General features: G+C 37.3%; 12 protein-coding genes. 4 read left to right on the top strand and 8 right to left on the bottom strand.

Annotated features, from left to right (window positions below):
• Positions 1 to 4 precede the first annotated feature (4 nt).
• Both BLT04_RS06950 and BLT04_RS06945 read right to left on the bottom strand, forming a co-directional pair.
• Positions 5 to 3,076 carry a TAT-variant-translocated molybdopterin oxidoreductase gene (locus tag BLT04_RS06950; protein WP_089755065.1) on the bottom strand — a complete coding sequence of 1,024 codons (3,072 nt, stop codon included), beginning with the start codon at positions 3,074 to 3,076 and terminating at the stop codon, positions 5 to 7.
• Between the two features lie 23 nt (positions 3,077 to 3,099).
• Positions 3,100 to 4,464 carry a c-type cytochrome gene (locus BLT04_RS06945; RefSeq protein WP_089755064.1) on the bottom strand — a complete coding sequence of 455 codons (1,365 nt, stop codon included), beginning with the start codon at positions 4,462 to 4,464 and terminating at the stop codon, positions 3,100 to 3,102.
• 185 nt (positions 4,465 to 4,649) lie between these two features.
• On the opposite strand from BLT04_RS06945, the gene BLT04_RS06940 reads away from it, so the two are divergent.
• Positions 4,650 to 5,186 carry a sporulation protein gene (locus BLT04_RS06940; RefSeq protein ID WP_089755063.1) on the top strand — a complete coding sequence of 179 codons (537 nt, stop codon included), beginning with the start codon at positions 4,650 to 4,652 and terminating at the stop codon, positions 5,184 to 5,186.
• A gap of 55 nt (positions 5,187 to 5,241) precedes the next feature.
• Here BLT04_RS06940 and BLT04_RS06935 read toward each other — a convergent pair whose 3' ends face one another.
• The 6 genes from BLT04_RS06935 to BLT04_RS06910 all read right to left on the bottom strand — a co-directional run bounded on the left by BLT04_RS06935 (position 5,242) and on the right by BLT04_RS06910 (position 13,515).
• Entirely contained in the window at positions 5,242 to 6,513 is a 1,272-nt protein-coding gene (locus BLT04_RS06935; protein ID WP_317040688.1) for a DUF6080 domain-containing protein, read from the bottom strand.
• Between the two features lie 77 nt (positions 6,514 to 6,590).
• Complete coding sequence (locus tag BLT04_RS06930; protein ID WP_089755547.1) at positions 6,591 to 7,505, bottom strand: T9SS-dependent choice-of-anchor J family protein; 915 nt, start codon at positions 7,503 to 7,505, stop codon at positions 6,591 to 6,593.
• Positions 7,506 to 7,590: 85 nt separating this feature from the next.
• A complete protein-coding gene (locus BLT04_RS06925) occupies positions 7,591 to 9,132 on the bottom strand; it encodes a protein adenylyltransferase SelO (RefSeq protein WP_089755062.1) in 1,542 nt (513 codons plus the stop codon).
• A gap of 77 nt (positions 9,133 to 9,209) precedes the next feature.
• Positions 9,210 to 11,588, bottom strand: a complete 2,379-nt coding sequence (locus tag BLT04_RS06920) for a transglycosylase domain-containing protein (protein ID WP_089755061.1) — start codon at positions 11,586 to 11,588, stop codon at positions 9,210 to 9,212.
• Positions 11,589 to 11,594: 6 nt separating this feature from the next.
• Complete coding sequence (locus BLT04_RS06915; protein ID WP_089755060.1) at positions 11,595 to 12,056, bottom strand: gliding motility lipoprotein GldH; 462 nt, start codon at positions 12,054 to 12,056, stop codon at positions 11,595 to 11,597.
• Complete coding sequence (locus BLT04_RS06910; RefSeq protein ID WP_089755059.1) at positions 12,049 to 13,515, bottom strand: PSP1 domain-containing protein; 1,467 nt, start codon at positions 13,513 to 13,515, stop codon at positions 12,049 to 12,051. The genes BLT04_RS06915 and BLT04_RS06910 overlap by 8 nt, the downstream gene beginning before the upstream one ends.
• A gap of 275 nt (positions 13,516 to 13,790) precedes the next feature.
• Between BLT04_RS06910 and BLT04_RS06905 the strand changes: the two genes are divergently transcribed.
• The 3 genes from BLT04_RS06905 (at position 13,791) to BLT04_RS06895 (ending at position 17,597) form a co-directional block, all read left to right on the top strand.
• Complete coding sequence (locus BLT04_RS06905) at positions 13,791 to 15,029, top strand: OmpP1/FadL family transporter (protein ID WP_089755058.1); 1,239 nt, start codon at positions 13,791 to 13,793, stop codon at positions 15,027 to 15,029.
• A 10-nt stretch (positions 15,030 to 15,039) separates the two neighbouring features.
• Positions 15,040 to 16,572, top strand: a complete 1,533-nt coding sequence (locus BLT04_RS06900; RefSeq protein WP_089755056.1) for an SGNH/GDSL hydrolase family protein — start codon at positions 15,040 to 15,042, stop codon at positions 16,570 to 16,572.
• 86 nt (positions 16,573 to 16,658) lie between these two features.
• Positions 16,659 to 17,597 carry a ribose-phosphate pyrophosphokinase gene (locus BLT04_RS06895; protein ID WP_089755054.1) on the top strand — a complete coding sequence of 313 codons (939 nt, stop codon included), beginning with the start codon at positions 16,659 to 16,661 and terminating at the stop codon, positions 17,595 to 17,597.
• Positions 17,598 to 17,612 lie beyond the last annotated feature (15 nt).

Here is a 17,612-nt window from a genome sequence, read left to right as displayed (position 1 = left end):
AACTTTATTTTTCTACTCTGTTTCTTACTTTAGTGTGATAGAACACGTTTGGTTTTGTTCCGATCTCTTCAAGTAAATAATATCTTCTGTTGCTAGAATATAATTCTCTCACTTCAGATTCTTTGTCATTCATGTCTCCAAACTTCATTGATCCTGTAGAACAAGCTGCTGCACAAGCAACAGAGTCTTGGAATTCACTGTCTGTAACTTTTCTTCCGTCTTTCTTGGCAGCCAGGATAGTTGCTTGTGTTTTTTGAATACACATTGAGCATTTCTCCATAACCCCTCTCGTTCTTACAACAACGTCCGGGTTTAGAACCATTCTTCCAAGATCGTTATTCATATTGAAATCGAACTTGTCATTAAGGTTATACGTAAACCAGTTGAAACGTCTTACTTTATATGGACAGTTGTTTGCACAATATCTTGTACCGATACATCTGTTATAAGCCATGTGGTTTTGACCTTGCTTACCGTGTGAAGTAGCCGCTACCGGACATACAGTTTCACAAGGAGCGTGGTTACAGTGCTGACACATTACCGGCTGGAAGATTACATCAGGATTGTCTGCAGGATTCTCTAAAGCTCCTTCAATACCTAGAACTCCACTTCCGTAAAGCTCAGGAACGGCCATTCCTTCTTTAAGACCTTCATAAACTTCCACTTTTTGAGTTGAAGAATAATAACGGTCAATTCTTAACCAGTACATATCTCTTGACATTCTGATCTCTTCCTTACCTACAACAGGAACGTTGTTTTCAGCCTGACAAGCAATAATACATGCTCCACAACCCGTACAAGAGTTCAAGTCGATTGATAAGTTAAAGTGAGGCCCGTCAGTATCATCGAATGCATCCCAAAGGTCAATTTTTCTTGCCGGTAATGCACCGCTGATCGTGTGATATTCCAAAGGCTTGTTCCATCCTTTGTGCTCATCATCAAATGCTACGTTTAAGAATTCTGTCAAAGGAACCTCCTTCGCGATTTCGTAACGTCCCATTAATGTATTTTGAAGCTGGATACCTGCAAACTCATGATCTTCACCTGTTTTTTCGATTTTAACACCAGACACCGCCAGGTTAGAACCATCAAATAGAGGATAAGCATTTACACCAGTATCAGCCGTTGCTCCGGAGTTTTTCTTACCGTAACCAAGCGCAAGACCAACTGATCCTTCTGCCTGACCCGGTTGAACAAATACGGGAACATCTTTTATTGTTACTCCGTTTACAGTAAGGTTTACGATAGATCCGTCCAGCTGCATTCTTGCATTAAGATCGTTATCTATTTCAAACTTTTCTGCATCTTTAGGAGAAATTGTCAAATAGTTATCCCAAGACATTCTTGTTAATGGATCCGGTAATTCCTGTAACCACGGGTTGTTTGCCTGAGTACCATCACCGATAGAAGTCTTAGTATAAAGAACTAATTCTAAATCAGAAGCTTTAAAATTACCCAATTCAGCAACAGCCTGAGCACCATTTCCACCTGCATAAGACAACATTGTTGCATTATTAGAAGGAACGATACCGTTATATAAAGCTTTGTTGAAAGAAGTTGCTCCTAAGATAGAAGCAGCACTTGCTTTTAAGTAATCGTAATAGTTATTAGCAGCGTTATTTTTACCATTTTTCCAAACCAATAGAGATTCTTCGATCTGTCTTGATTTGTAGATTTTCTGGATTGTAGGCTGCATTAATGTATAAACTCCTGTTTGAGGTTCCATATCACCCCAAGATTCTAGCCAGTTAGCCACAGGAATTACAGCTTTTGCTGCTTTATACATTGCGTTTTTCTTATCAGCAACAGCAATTACGTAAGGAACATTTTTGATTGCTTTTTCAAACTCAGCTCCTTTATGGTGAGAATAAATAGGATCTACGTTGTTTGTAATCAATACTCCAACCTGTCCTGCATTTACCCATCCAAGGAATTCATTATATCTTGCTTTGTCAAATTCTTTTAAGAAGTTGGCTTTACCTGTGAAAGCAACCGAACCTAATTTTTGGTTGATTAGGTGAGCTAAAACCTGAGCAGCTTTAGAACCGTCAGCGAATACTACTGCTTTGCTGCCTTTAGCCTGAATTTCTTTTACGATTTCAACGGCATCTTTACTAGCCGGAGCAGCACCTCCTACGATTGCGTTGTAAACTTCAACTAAAGTTTTGTTTACAGCACTTGGCTTTAATCTATATCTTGAGTCAGCATTAGCGCCGGTTAAAGACATGTTTGATTCCACTTGGATGTGTCTCAACATGTTTGCTCCCGGTTTTCTTGCAGCAGCATAAGAAGTTTCTAAGCTTGATGCATTGTAATCTCCTAAGAAATCTGCATGGAATGAAACGACCAATTCAGTTCCTTTAAGATCGTAAACTGGTAATGCTCTTTGTCCGAATACCTCCTGAGCAGCATCTAAAGCTGCAGAGTAAGGGAAAGCATCATATGTTACTAGTTCAGCGGTAGGATATTTTGCTTTAAATTCAGCAAATAGCTTTTTGAAAGTAGGTGAAGCGAAAGACTGAGATAACAGAACAATCTTTTTACCGCCTGCCTGAGCTTCTGTCAAACCTTTAAGTACGAAATCATCTACTTTGTCGAAAGTTTCGTCTTTCCCGTCCAGCTTAGGCTGTTTTACTTTATCATTATCATAAAGAGAAAGTACACTTGCCTGAGCTCTTGCATTAGTTTTACCTAGATCGCCGGCCGCCGGGTTTGGATCAATCTTGATGGGTCTACCTTCACGGGTTTTTACTAAAACGCTGGCGAAGTCGAAACCATCAAAATATGTTGAAGCGTAGTAATTCGGTACCCCAGGAATAATATCGTGAGGTTTTACCACGTAAGGAATCGTTTTAATTACCGGAGCTTCACAAGCAGCAAGCGTTACCGCAGCTGTAGAGAATCCTAGTAACTTTAAGAAATCTCTTCTTGAAGTACTTGATCCGTTCTGTTCAGCATCTCCAAGGAAATCTTCTACCGGAATTTCTTCCTGAAACTCTTTTTGAGCCAGCTTATTGTTTAAAGCCGGGTCTTTAAGTTCATGAATACTTCTAAATTGTATTTTGTTTGAAGCCATTTATACTTCTAATTTTTTAGTTATTAATAATGACATTTACCACACTCAAGACCTCCAATTGCATCTACAGTAATCTTACCACCGTCTTTAGGGTATTGTTTTTTCAACTTTTCGTGTAGATTCTTGAAGTATTCTTTATTATAACCGTTGTTCATATCAACCTCTGTAGTTCTGTGACATTCGATACACCATCCCATAGTGAAGTCGTTAGCCATTTGAACAACATTCATTGTATCAATTTTTCCGTGACAAGCTTTACAAACAACATCAATTTTGTTATCTGGATTCTTTTTGTTGAAAGAATTAATGATCGCTTGTTCACCGGCAACTACGTGCTGAGAGTGGTTGAAGTACACGAAATCCGGCATATTGTGGATTCTCGTCCACTCCACTGGCTGAGTTTTACCTGTATATTGGGTCTTTGCAGGATCCCAACCTGTCGCAGCATAAATCTTCTGGATTTCTCCGTCATAGAATGCTTTATCTTTTCCAGGTTCCATGTAGTGGTCTTTGTTGTATTCGGAAATCGTTCTGTGACAGTTCATACAAACATTCATAGAAGGGATTTCAGAAACCTTACCGTATTTAGCACTAGAGTGACATAACTGACAGTCAATTTTTTGTTCTCCAGCGTGGATTTTGTGTGAGAAATAGATAGGCTGCTCTGGCTTATACCCTTTGTAAACTCCGATCCACATGACCCAGTTCCAAATTCCGTAACTTGCTAATAGAGCCAGGATTGCGATTAATCCTTTACCTATATAGTGGTATTTTTCGTAGATTTCACTGAAAGATTTTACTCTTGTCTCATTAAGCCCTGCCAAATCTTCAGATTGCCCTAATTTCACCAATTGTCTTAGTTTAATTAAGATCCAAACCAATAAAGCAGCAATTGCTAAAAGTGAAATGATAACAACGCTTGTCGTCGTATTGTTAGCCGGTGCAGCTGCTGTAGCATCTGTCGCCGTTGCTGTTCCTGCCGCCGGTTTTGCCTCTTCCGGAGCCGGAGGATTAGTTGTAAAAGCTAAAATATCATCAATATCCTTATCCGTAAGGTTAGGAAACTGCAACATTTCAGTTTTATTAAATTTTAGAAAAATTTCATTGGCGTATTTGTCTCCGGAAGCTCTCAGAGCTTTATTGTCCTTGATCCACTTGTGAAGCCAATCTTTGTCTACACCACCCTCCGTCTTTACACGTTCCACAACTCCTTTCAAAGGTGGTCCTACAACTTGTTTGTCTAGTGCGTGACATGCAGTACAATTCGCTTTGAAAAGTTTCTCACCATTCTTCGGATCGCCGTCTTGCCCGTAAATTGAAGCACTGGTTGATAACAATAAGCCTATTGCAATCAACGTTTGTCTATAATGCTTTCTCCAACTAATCATTTAAATTATCTTATGTTAGTAAAATATTGAACATTCAATCAATCCCGCAAAAATAATATTTTTAACAGGAATTTAACGGCATAAAGAAAGGGGAAAATGTCATTTGTGTTTAATTTGTAATTATTCTAAATAACCATGTTTGGTATAATTTTTTAATTTGTATAAATTTGCGGAAACAAGTTTAAATGAGAAATTTCATAAAAATATTTTCGATATTATCTTTATTCGGATTTTATAATATTGAAGCACAGCAGGTTGTGAAGAAAGACACCCTGTCCGGAACGGAGCTCGTAATGACGATGGACTCTAAAGTAAATACGGCTTTGGAGGGGCTTGAAGAGAAATGTTCGAGGGTCGCCACTACTATTTCACCGGACGATGATGGTGAGAGCTCTTACACAAGACCTGCAAAAATCTATGTTCCGAGCCGGGAATTGACAAATGCGGAAATTTGCAGAAAAAATCCTAGAATTTTAGGTTTTAAGATACAGATTACAACCGTAAAAAGTAACGAAGAAGCGAATGAGGTGAAGTCATATTTCAGAAGAAGATTTCCCAATTTAAAAGTTGAGACCGATGCCTCTTTAAGACCGAATTATAAGATTCTGGCAGGAAGTTATTTCACAAAGCAAAGTGCCGCTTCTGACCTTTCAAAAGTAAGAGAATATTTTAAATCCGCCATCGCTGTACAATACAGAATATTCTGTGCTGAAGCAAGATAGAGTGAATTTAAATAATAAAAAAACAGCAAAGCTGGGAATCGTTTTCCCAGCTTTTTTATTGATAATATTTGTCTAAAAACCAAAAAAATTCTGTCATTCTTATGTAATTATTTATGGATAAATAAATGAATAAAATTCCAACAACTGATAATAAAAATGACACCATTTTCGGAGACGATTTATAGGAATAAAACAACCATCCGATCAACAACGGATAGACGAAAACAAAATGCCCGCCGTAGATGTATGAAGTGTGTAATCCGAACCTCATCACACAATGAATGAAAACATCAAATACAAATGATATCATTAATATCTGAACGAATTTGTTCTTAAAATTTTTAAAATAACTCCAAAAAATCAACAGTAAAAGTGCAGCAATAAAAATATAGGGAATCCATGATGAATAAACATCCATGACTAAAGCTTTAAAATCAAAACCTTTGGCATTTTTATCACGAATGATAAAGTTTGAAAATAAAATATTCCCTCCAAAAAAGAAAGAAGAAATCATATCCCATGTCGGGGTTGTTTTTACATTTGAAAATTTTTCGTATTGTTCGCTGGTTTTGTTGAAAATAGTTTTATACTTAAAATCAATTCTGTTTAAATATAAAAGAATAAAGCAAATGCACGTTACAAAGACTCTTAACACCGCGTTTCCGAGCTTTTTCCAGCTTCTGAATACATTTTTTTCAAAAGCAACAGGGATAAAAGCTTTTACAATATTGGTTACGGTTAAGCCGCCAATAGAAATTCCTGCTAAAATGAGAGCGAAAGGATTTATTTTTTCGTCTTTTTTAAGTTTTATGGCTGCATAATGGTTATATAATGTTAAAAGAAACAAAGTATAAGTGAAATTTTCCGGGGTAAAAGAAAGTAAAATGTTTGTCGAAAAAACTCCGAAAAATAAAATAAGTAAAATATTTACTAAAAGAGGAAGATTTATGATGTTTTTTAAGTACTTAAAAACCTGAACAAGGCTTAAACTCACCGTAATATTGCTCATCCATGCTAAAGTCAACCTGAATGTTGAGTCCATTTTTCCATCAGAAATCAATAATGCCAATTCTCTTATCCAATTAAAAAAATAATAGGCGAGAGGGTGTCTTTCGAAACTGCCACCAGACATAATAATGGCTCTGTTATCAAAGCTGAAATAAGCGTCCCAGGGAATTCTGCTGTCGAAAATAATCCTGTAATTTAAGGCAATATATGATCCTAAAATGCCGTAGCAAATAAGGAAAAACAAGAAAACAGACCATTCTGTAATGCCAGACGGGAATACAAGTTTGAGAAAATTGATGAATTTTGATTTAATATGCACGTGTTAAAAGTTTTTACAAAAGTAAAATAAAAAACTCACCAAAATTTGGTGAGTTTTAAAGTTTTATGAGGTTGTAATTATTCTTTAATTACTTTTTCAGTTGTCGCTGTTCCGTCTGTGAAATCAACTTTTACCAAATATACTCCTTTTGGAAGAGAAGAGATATCTACTTTTTGAGAAGTAGAAGTCAATACTGATCTACCAGAAGCATCTAAAACTGAAGAAGACTTGATCTTTTTATCAGTTTTGATATTGATTTCTCCTTTTGTTGGGTTAGGGTAAACGCTTGTTGATTTAGTTTTTGCACCAACTTCGTTAGTTGCAAGAGTTCCTGTTGTGATTTTTACATCATCAACCATAAACATATAAGTATCCGCAGAAACGCACTGGATACCGATGCGAACTGTTTGTCCTGCATAAGCATCTAGAGAATAAATTTTCTGTTCCCAGTTTGGATAAGGAGCTGATAAAGATGTAGCACCTGAAATGATAGTAAAGTTAGCAGAAGTTGTAGGAGTTCCTGAACCAACATATACACCAATTTTATATTTTTCAAGGCCGTAAGAGCTAGACATTGATTTTACCCATAATGAAAGTTGGTTTGCCGTTGCTCCTAATGTTACTGCAGGAGATACAAGCCAGTCATTATTAGCGGTAACGATATCTGGAACACCAGCCCAACAAGCTGCATATTTTTGACCACTGTGAGGATCAAAATTTCTCAACTCTGTTCCTGATGTTGCATTAGTTACACCAGCAGTAGTAGGATTAAAAATCTGGTAAGCCATAGGAGCTCCAGCATTGTCCCATAACGGGTTGTCTGTTCCTCCTGTATAGGTGTTAAGCTGATCTAAATCTAATGTTTGCCAGTTACCAAATCCTGTAATTACGAAATCTGTGTAAGAATCGAAATTTTCGTTCAACAATACTGTTTGTGAATGAGCAAGAGCTCCCGTAAACAAAATACTTAAAGAAAGTAGAAGTTTTTTCATGATATTTTTTTTGTAAATATAAAAAAAAATCATTAACCCTAAGTAATATTTAACAAAAATATTATATATCCGATTAATCGATAAATCACGAACTACATGAAAGCGTAGAACATCCTGCAATATCATCGTAATTTGAAGGTCTTTTTTGAGAAAATTCAGAAAAAATTTCTATATAAGGATTTTTTAATGCTGTTATTAATTTATCCAGGATTTCTGTTTTTCCTGAATTAATTTCTTTAATGCATTCAAATAAAAGATAATTTCTTAAAATAAATTTCGGATTTGTTTTGCTCATTAAAGCAATAGATTCCTCTTTTGAAACCCTATTTTTTTCCAGACGCAATCTGTATTTTTTTGCGAAATCCTCAATTTTTGAATATTTTTCTTTGGTTAAAAAAGAGTAAGAAATATCACTAAATAATAATTTCAGATCATTTTCTTCATCTAATTTTTCTAATTGATTAAAAAATAAAGTATAATCTAATTGCAATTCCTGCATTAAAGCCTGCCAGCTTGTAAAAAACTCCTCATCGCTTTCTAATAAAGTATCAAAACCGAATTTTTGACATAACATTTTATCATGCGCGGCCCAAAAATAATCACCATAAGCATTTAGGGTGTCTTCCAGAAATTTTTCATCCTTAATAATAGGATGAAGCGCGTTGGCAAGCTGCCAGAGATTCCACTGGGAAATTTGTCCCTGTTTTCCGAATGCATATCTTCTTCCGGGTAAATCTGTAGTGTTTGGCGTAAAGTTTAGGTCATATTCATCCATCATAGAATAAGGCCCATAATCAATTGTCAACCCTAAAATCGACATATTATCCGTATTCATAACACCATGTACGAAACCGACTTTGAACCATTCAACCATTAAATCTGCTATTCTTGTAGAAACATTTTTAAAAAAGTCTTTATATTTCTGAATGCCTTCGGAAGTAATTTCAGGGAAATAATTTTTTATGGTAAAATCAAGTAAATCCTGCAAGGTTTTATATTCTCCCTGAGCAGAAATCAATTCAAAATGGCCAAAACGAAGAAAACTTTCGGCTGTTCTTATCACTACAGCTCCTTTTTCTGCCTGAGGATTTCCGCTGTACATCATGTCTCTGATGACATTTTCTCCTGTAAAAGCTAAGCTTAACGCTCTTGTTGTCGGAATTCCTAAATTAAACATCGCTTCACTCATCAGATATTCACGAACAGAAGATCTTAAAACGGCTCTTCCGTCAGCGTGTCTTGAATAAGGCGTTGCTCCGGCACCTTTCCACTGGATTTCTGTTTTTTTACCTGACTCATTTTTTATTTCACCTGCTAAAATCGCTCTTCCATCGCCTAATTGTCCTGCCCAATTTCCAAACTGATGTCCTGCATAAGCTGTTGAATAAGTCTGAACATTTTCAGGAAGGTTATTTCCTACAAGAAAATCAAAGTCTTTTTCTTCAAATTTTCCTAATCCTATTTCTTCAGAAAGCTCTTCATTAAATATAATCATTTTCGGATCTTCAAATCCGGCAGGATCAACGATTGAAAATAAAACTTTCGGAGTATTTCTTTGCATGGGATTTCCTGAAAAATCGCCCGGAAATGTTTTTATAAATGGTTGTGTGATCTTATCAATATTCATAGGTCAAAGATATTAAAACGGAGCATAAAAAATGCCCTTCAATGATTGAAAGGCATTATGATTATTATTAAAAGAAATTATTTATTAAAGTCTACCTCATCTGCTGAGTGAAGATTTTCATTAATATTTTCCTCTTTTTTACCTGAATTATTTTTAGGTGTAGGATCTGCGGGTTTCGGGTTTTTAATTTCATCAATGGTCTGAAGTCCGCCTTCATCACCATATCCGCTTCCGAGACCTTTTAGATTGGAACATCCGTCTTTCCAGTCTGACGGTTTTACAAATTTATCCTCTGTAGAAATTCCCAGCGTTTTATCTGCCCATACTTTTTTCATGAAGATAGCCCAGATCGGCAATGCCATTTTAGCACCCTGACCTTCCCCGGTTCCGTAAAAGTGGGTGGCTCTGTCTTCCCATCCAACCCAGGCTCCTGTTGCCAGTTTTGGAGTGATTCCCATAAACCAACCATCGGAGTTGTTCTGTGTTGTACCTGTTTTACCTGCAATTTCAACATCTTTTGAAATTCCTTTTCTGCCCAGTTCTCCCGAAGCTGTTCCGTATTGTGCCACACCTTTCATTAATTCAATCATGGTATAAGCGTAAAGCGGATTCATCACTTCTTTAGGATCTACATTTACTTCTTTAATTACTCTGCTGTTGGCGTCTTCAATTCTCCAGATCATTTCCGGTTTGTTGTAGTTTCCATAGTTGGCAAAAGTGCTGTAGGCACCAAGCATTTCATAAATTGTAATATCTGATGAACCTAGAGCGATCGTATTGTTTCTCGGAATATCTTCCGTAACTCCTAAATCTCTTGCTGTCTGGATGACCGCATCTACCCCCGTCATTTCAATAAGACGTGCTGCGATCGGGTTTTGAGAATATGCCAAACCATCTTTTAAGGTTAACATTCCTCCTCTTCCCGGAACATGCCATCCGTTATGATCGTATGAAGCATTGGAAACGGCTGAGCAAGGGGTCATTCCTAATTTCATAATAGCGGTTGCATATACGAAAGGTTTGAATGTTGAGCCCACCTGTCTTTTACCTTGCTTGATATGATCATATTGGAAATGCTGCCAATCGATACCTCCAACCCAGGCTTTGATCTCACCGGTTCCGGGAACCATAGACATTAAGCCTGCCTGAGCAATCTGTTTGTGATATCTGATAGAATCCCAAGGTGACATTTCTACTTCTTCCTCTCCGCTCCAGGTGAAACGTGAAGTTTTGATTGGTTTCCTGAATTCCATCATAATAGAATCTTCAGGCATATTTTCAGCTTTTAACAGCTTATAACGTCCTGTTCTTCTTACAGCCTGCATCATTACATCGTTGATCTGCTTGTCATTCAGATAATAGAAAGGTCTGTTTTTTCTACCTCTCTGCTCGGCATCAAATCTTTTCTGAAGGTCTGTTAAATGCTCTCTAATGGCTTCCTCTGCATAATGCTGCATTTTTGAGTCAAGCGTTACATAGATTTTAAGACCATCTTTATAAAGATTTAATTTTTTACCTGTTTCTTTTTCGTAATCAGCTAAATATCTGTCGATTTCTTTTCTTAAATAAAATTTATAATAGGCGGAATATCCGTCTGAAATATTTTTAATAGGATGAAAGTCAACAGTTATAGGTGTGCTGATGGCTTTTTCATAAGTTGCCTGATCGATGTAGCCGGTTTTCTGCATCTGGTCCAGCACTACATTTCTTCTTTCCTTGGCTTTTTCAGGATTTCTGTAAGGATTGTTTTTTCTCGGGTTTTCAAGCATTGCGACAAAAGTTGCGGCTTCCGGTAGAGTAAGCTCAGATGTTTTTTTGTTGAAATATACTTTAGAAGCCATTTCAATACCATTTGCATTAAAAAGGAAATCGAACTTGTTGAAATAAAGCGTAATGATTTCTTCTTTCGTATAGCGTTTTTCCAAACTCACTGCCACGACCCATTCTTTTAACTTCTGAATAGCTCTTTTAACTTTATTTTGAGAGGCATTTCCTGTGAAAAGAAGCTTGGCAAGCTGTTGTGTGATGGTAGAACCACCACCTCTTTTACCGCCATAGGCCACCGCTCTGGCAATAGACTGCACATCGATTCCTGAATGTTCTTTAAAACGCTCATCTTCTTTTGCCTGTAAAGCATAAATAAGATAAGGCGGAAGCTCTTTATAGGTAATGGGCTGGGTTTTTTCTTTTTCAAATTTACCTAGCGTAACACCGTCTGAAGAGATAATTTCAGAGGCAACATAAATGTCAGGGTTTTCAAGCTCTTTTACATCAGGCATTTCTCCGACGAAGCCCTGGGAAACGGTAAAGAAAAGTCCTGAAATTCCTAAAACCAACACAATGAGCCCGATCCAAATAATCCTAACCCATTTTTTCCAAGAGGTATCTTTCTTTTTTTTAGGAGGAAGCGGGAAAGTTTTTCCTTTACTTCCGGCGTTTTGTTTGTTTTCTTCCATGTATGCTTACGGTTTAGCCGTTTCTATTTTTACTCCAATATCTTCAATTCCGGGAAGGATATCGTTTCTCATGGCTTGTATCAAGCCGATTTCATATTTTCCTTTTGCCGGGAATTTATAATTCAATTTATATTGAAAGAGCGTTTCCTTCGTATCACCAAATCCTGTTCCAAGCCATTCGCCGTTTGGTTTTGCCAATACATAATTCAACGTATCGGTCTCCTTTTTCTTACTTTGAAGATCGGTAAAATTGACAATAAACCTGATATTGCTATAAGGATAATTATTGTTATTTCTCACAACAAATATAATATTTTTAGGATTCTGCGGATCGGAAATTTCAAGATTAAATTTTTGTTCACCTTTCTTACTCCACTTATTATCAACGGAATTCATGATAACATCTTCTCCCGAAGAGTTACAGCTAAAGAGAAGAATAAGAGGCAGTAATCCTAAAATTTTATGCATTGTTGTCTTTTTTTGGAGGAAATTTCTTTTTGAATTTTTTCTTATTCGGGTTCGGTTGAGCATTTTTCTCTGGAACGGCAGATGCTTCTACTTTTTCTAGCTGAGCTTTTGGCTGTTGCTGAGGCTTTTGAGGTCTCGGCTTGTTGCTGGAATTGGTATTGGCATTCGGGTTGGTATTTTCTGCTCTTGCCGGTCTTTCAGATCTTTCCGGACGTTCAGATTTATCAGAATTTTGAGGTCTGTCTGATCTTTCAGGTCTTGGTTTTCTCGGACCCTGACCTTGGCTTTGACCATTCTGATTATTATTATTATTATTATTATTATTCGGTCTGTTCTGATTTTGAGGCCTGTTTTTATTAAATCCTCTGTTTTTCTTCTCAAACCTGTCTACACTGTTTTCCTGAATAAGATCAATCGTCTGCAAAGGAGCATCCGGCTGTTTCAGATCTTCAAGAGGAGGAGTTCTTTCGCCTTTTTTGTTTTTTGCGATTAATTTTTTAACCAGTTCAATATCAAAATCATACCATGCCATAGAGCTGTCAACATAGGCAAACCACATTTTCTTCTTGAAAACATCGATTTTAATACAAAAAGCTCTTCCTTTTTCTGTGTCCAGCATCGTAGATGAAGACGGGAAATTGCTCAAGGCATCCAGATAGCTGTCTAATTCATAATTAAGACAACACTTTAGCTTACCGCACTGCCCGGCTAGTTTTTGAGGATTGATACTCAATTGCTGGTATCTCGCAACATTGGTATTTACAGATCTGAAGTCGGTCAGCCAGGTCGAACAGCAGAGCTCTCGTCCGCAAGAACCAATACCTCCGACTTTTGCGGCCTCCTGTCTGAAACCGATCTGTTTCATATCAATTTTTGTTCTGAAAGCAGCGGCATATTCTTTGATTAACTGCCTAAAGTCTACTCGGCCTTCAGCCGTGTAATAAAATGTAACTTTAGAGGCATCTCCCTGATATTCAACATCTGTGATCTTCATTTCAAGACCCAGTTTGTGAGAGATTTTTCTTGCTTCTATCTTTACGCTGTCTTCTTTTTTTCTTACTTCCTGCCAAACTTCAATGTCCTTCTGATTGGCTAATCTGTATATTTTAAGTGCTGTTTCTTCAGAAGCTCTTTTTTTCTTCATCTGAATTTTCACTAATTCTCCGGTGAGACTTACCACACCTACATCATGTCCGGGGCTTGATTCTACTGTTACTACACTACCTATATGTAATGGGAAATTATTTACATTTTTAAAAAACGATTTTCTGTCATTTTTGAATCTAACTTCCACGTAATCACATCTGTTTGATGCGGGATTATCGACGTTAGAAAGCCAGTCAAAAACACTTAATTTATAACTATTACCACAGGTATTTACACTTTCACAGCCATTCGCGGTTTTCTTGGGACCGCAAGAATGTGCAGAATCGCCGGATGTTTTACATCCACAACTCATATATTATATATTTAATTTGCAAATTTATATATTTTTATCTTTATCCAATTCTAAAATAATCAAATATTCCATAAGTTCATTGTTTAATATTAAACAATTTAAATGGTTATCCGGCAAAACTTTATTAATTGTCTAATAATTATCGCTTTAAGTCTCTTTTTTGTGAAAGTGCTATTTTAAACATAATTTTCTTTTAGGATATTGTTTAAAATTTTAAGATTTATTAACAGTTGTAACCAAAATAATTTTATATTTGGGTTATATAATAATAGTCTATGAAAAAAATCTTAGTATCCACTGCTTTATTGGCGGGTGTTCTATCTTATGCGGGAGGCTTCAGGGTATCTCTGCAGGGGGTAAGACAATTGGCGATGGCACATACCAGTGCTCATGCTGAAGATGCCAGTGTGGCGTTTTTTAACCCGGCGGGTATGTCATTCATTCCTTCGAAACTAAGTATAGCTGTAGGAGGTTTTGCGGCAGGTAATAAAGTTACCTTCCAAAATATGAATACCTTGCAAAATACAGAAACCGATAATCCTATCGGAACTCCTGTTTACGCAGCAATTGCGTATAAGCCTGTAGATAAATTATCAATCGGTTTCAGTTTTTCAACACCTTTTGGTAGTACAATTGAATATCCTAGCGACTGGGAAGGAAAAGAAATGGTTCAGAAGCTTGAGCTGAAGGCCTATTATTTTCAACCGATGGTTTCCTATAAATTTAATGACTGGTTTGCTTTCGGAGCAAGTTATATTTATGCAAGAGGACAGGTAAACTGGGATAAAGCAATCACCCAATTTGGTGGTGAGCTTAATCTTAAAGATGACAAAGCTGTCGGTCACGGTTACGGATTCGGATTCTATTTCAGACCCGATCCGAAGCTTGATATAAGTATCGCGTACCGTTCTCCGGTTGATATGAAAGCGACTCACGGAAAAGCCACTTTCAAATTCCCGTCACAATCGGTTTATCCTTTATTAGGGCTTGATCCTTCTACCGGACAGGATGACTTCTCAGCAATGTTGCCTTTAGTAGAAGAATATACAGTAGGTTTAACCTATAAAATCACTCCAAAATGGTTGGTTTCTGCAGATTTCAACTACCACGGATGGGACAGATACGGCAAGCTGAAGTTGGATTTTGCCAGTGCTCCTGTCGGAAATCAGGCCGATCCTACAGTTCTTGTTGCTCCTAAAAACTTTCATAACACCAAAACTTTCAGATTGGGAACCCAATATGCGTTCACTGATATGATTTATGCGCGTCTGGGTGCGTATTATGATGAGTCTCCTTACGGAGATGAAGATTTCATTCCAGAAACACCTTCATATGATACTTATGTAGTAACAGGCGGGGTTGGATTTAAATTAAAACAATTCGGAGTAGACATTGCAGGAGGATATGCAATGCCTCAGGCAAGAGACGTGAAAAATGCTAATCTTGGTTTCTACGGACAATCTACGGCTACGGCATTTTATGTGGGTCTAGGTTTATCTTATAATCCTTTTTAATTGACAGACTATGAAAAAAATTATAATTTCTACAATCGCTATTTCTGCATTACTTTTTACGACAGGTTGCGAGCATGAATTCGATACAGATGTAAAAGACGTTGTTGTAACTGCCGGAGAAGCAGATTTTTCTAATTACGTTTCATTAGGAAATTCACTAACATCAGGATACAGAGATAATGCTTTATATATTGACGGGCAAAATGAATCTTATCCCAGCATTATTGCAGGCCAGATGAAACTGGCTGGCGGGCACGATTTTGTGCAGCCGCTTATGAAAGACAACAATGGCGGTTTGGTATTGCTTGGTAACACAATCCAGGCAACAAAGCTTTATATCAAAGCATTTACAAACGGTTCTCCGGTTATTGAAAATGTAGTTGCCACACCTACTACAGATGTATTGACTAAAATTACAGGACCATTAAATAACTTTGGGGTTCCGGGAGCAAAATCTTTCCATTTAATAGCTCCGGGTTACGGAAATCCTTCCGGAATATTGGTTGGGACAGCAAATCCTTATTACGTAAGATTCTCATCAAGTGCAACTTCTACGGTTGTGGATGACGCTGTGGCAAAACATCCTACTTTCTTTTCTTACTGGATAGGAAATAATGATGTGTTAAGCTACGCAACAAGCGGTGGAATGGGAGTTAACCAAGCCGGAAATACAAATCCTGCAACTTATGGCGCTAATGATATTTCTGATCCCGCTGTTGTGGCAGGTGCTATTAAAGGAGGGCTTGATAAGTTAAAAGCAGGCGGTGCTACAAAAGGGGTTATTGCCAATATTCCTTATGTGACTTCAATTCCTTTTTTCACAACGGTACCTTACAATCCGCTGACTCCTGCAGCATTAGGTGCAAATCTTAATACTTTAAATACAAGTTTGTACGGACCTTTAAAGCAGGCTTTAACAGCTTTTGGAGCCGGAGACAGAATTAATTTGCTTTCTGCAACCTCTGCAAACCCGGTTTTGATTAAAGATACGTCTTTACCGAATTTATCGGCTCAGCTTACTGCAGCATTGACTCCTGCACTGGGACTTCCTACAGCAACAGCTTTCGGACAGATTTTCGGACAGGCAAGACAAACTACCGCTGATGATTATATTCTTCTAACCTCAAGAGCGGTTATTGCAAGCACGGTTCCGGGAGCTCCTGCCGGAGTAAATGTATATGGAGTTTCTTACCCGTTAGAAAATCAGCACGTATTAAGCAAAACTGAAGCTGCGAACGTAAAAACTGCAGTTGATGCCTACAATGCTTCTATTAAAACATTGGCTGATACGTATGGCTTAGCTTTTGTTGATGCTAACAAAAAAATGGTTGAGCTAAACGGGCAGTCAGGCATTTCATTCGATGGAGTGAAATTTACAGCTAAATTTATCACGGGAGGAACATTCTCCCTGGACGGCGTACACCTTACAGGTAGAGGATATGCCATTGTTGCCAATGAGTTTATCAAAGCAATCAATATGAAATATAAATCAACATTGCCACAGGTAGATGTTAATAAATATTCCGGGGTAAAATTCCCTTAATACATAAGGAAAATAAAAACTTAAGAACCACAAGAGTAATTCTTGTGGTTTTTTTTTAAATTTGCAAAATCTTTTAAAAAGTAAAAATGGCCGATCAGTTAAGTTATCTATTTAGTACAAGGACGAGTAAGGACTTGGCAGAAAAAATTGCACAGTATTATGGGCAAGAATTAGGAAAAATCAACTTTCAGGAGTTCAGCGATGGCGAATTTGAGCCTGTTTTGGACGAATCTGTAAGAGGAGGAAGGGTTTTCCTGATTGGATCTACGTTCCCGCCGGCAGACAATCTTTTGGAGCTTCTTCTGATGATTGATGCTGCAAAAAGAGCTTCTGCGAAAAGCATCACCGTTGTACTTCCTTACTTCGGGCTTGCAAGGCAAGACAGAAAAGACAAGCCAAGAGCGCCAATCGGTGCCAAATTGGTAGCAAACCTTTTGACTGCTGCAGGCGCAACAAGAATTATGACCATGGATCTTCACGCAGATCAAATCCAGGGCTTCTTCGAAATCCCTGTAGATCACCTGTATGCTTCAACCATTTTCGTAGATTATATCAGAGATCTTAATCTGGATAATCTTACCATCGCTTCTCCGGATATGGGAGGTGCAAAAAGAGCGAAAAATTATGCGGGGCACCTTGGTGCAGATGTAGTAATTGCTTATAAGGAAAGAAAAAAAGCGAATGTAGTTGAAGAAATGTTCCTTATCGGAGATGTAGAAGGCAAAAATGTGATCCTTATTGATGACATGATTGATACAGCGGGTACGCTTTGCAAAGCTGCAGACATTTTGATGGAGAAAGGAGCAAAATCAGTAAGAGCAATGGCAACTCACGGAGTACTTTCAGGGAAAGCTTATGATAATATTGAGAACTCAAAATTATTGGAAGTTATTGTAACTGACTCAATTCCTGTGAAAAATAATTTGTCAACTAAAATAAAAGTGCTATCTTGCGCCCCATTATTTGCAGACGTTATGAAGATGGTTCATGAGCATCAATCAATTAGCAGTAAATTTGTTATTTAATTGATTTTTAGCTGT

Origin of the sequence: Chryseobacterium soldanellicola, from assembly GCF_900100115.1 — a bacterium.
Lineage (GTDB): Bacteria > Bacteroidota > Bacteroidia > Flavobacteriales > Weeksellaceae > Chryseobacterium > Chryseobacterium soldanellicola.
Note: the sequence above shows the minus strand (reverse complement) of the source record. Positions and strands in the feature narration are given on the sequence as shown.

Excerpts from the sequence above, each read along its gene's own strand:
- BLT04_RS06950 (WP_089755065.1), bottom strand. The coding sequence starts at position 3,076 with ATGGCTTCAAACAAAATACAATTTAGAAGTATTCATGAACTTAAAGAC.
- BLT04_RS06945 (WP_089755064.1), bottom strand. The coding sequence starts at position 4,464 with ATGATTAGTTGGAGAAAGCATTATAGACAAACGTTGATTGCAATAGGC.
- BLT04_RS06940 (WP_089755063.1), top strand. The coding sequence starts at position 4,650 with ATGAGAAATTTCATAAAAATATTTTCGATATTATCTTTATTCGGATTT.
- BLT04_RS06930 (WP_089755547.1), bottom strand. The coding sequence starts at position 7,505 with ATGAAAAAACTTCTACTTTCTTTAAGTATTTTGTTTACGGGAGCTCTT.
- BLT04_RS06925 (WP_089755062.1), bottom strand. The coding sequence starts at position 9,132 with ATGAATATTGATAAGATCACACAACCATTTATAAAAACATTTCCGGGC.
- BLT04_RS06920 (WP_089755061.1), bottom strand. The coding sequence starts at position 11,588 with ATGGAAGAAAACAAACAAAACGCCGGAAGTAAAGGAAAAACTTTCCCG.
- BLT04_RS06915 (WP_089755060.1), bottom strand. The coding sequence starts at position 12,056 with ATGCATAAAATTTTAGGATTACTGCCTCTTATTCTTCTCTTTAGCTGT.
- BLT04_RS06910 (WP_089755059.1), bottom strand. The coding sequence starts at position 13,515 with ATGAGTTGTGGATGTAAAACATCCGGCGATTCTGCACATTCTTGCGGT.
- BLT04_RS06905 (WP_089755058.1), top strand. The coding sequence starts at position 13,791 with ATGAAAAAAATCTTAGTATCCACTGCTTTATTGGCGGGTGTTCTATCT.
- BLT04_RS06900 (WP_089755056.1), top strand. The coding sequence starts at position 15,040 with ATGAAAAAAATTATAATTTCTACAATCGCTATTTCTGCATTACTTTTT.
- BLT04_RS06895 (WP_089755054.1), top strand. The coding sequence starts at position 16,659 with ATGGCCGATCAGTTAAGTTATCTATTTAGTACAAGGACGAGTAAGGAC.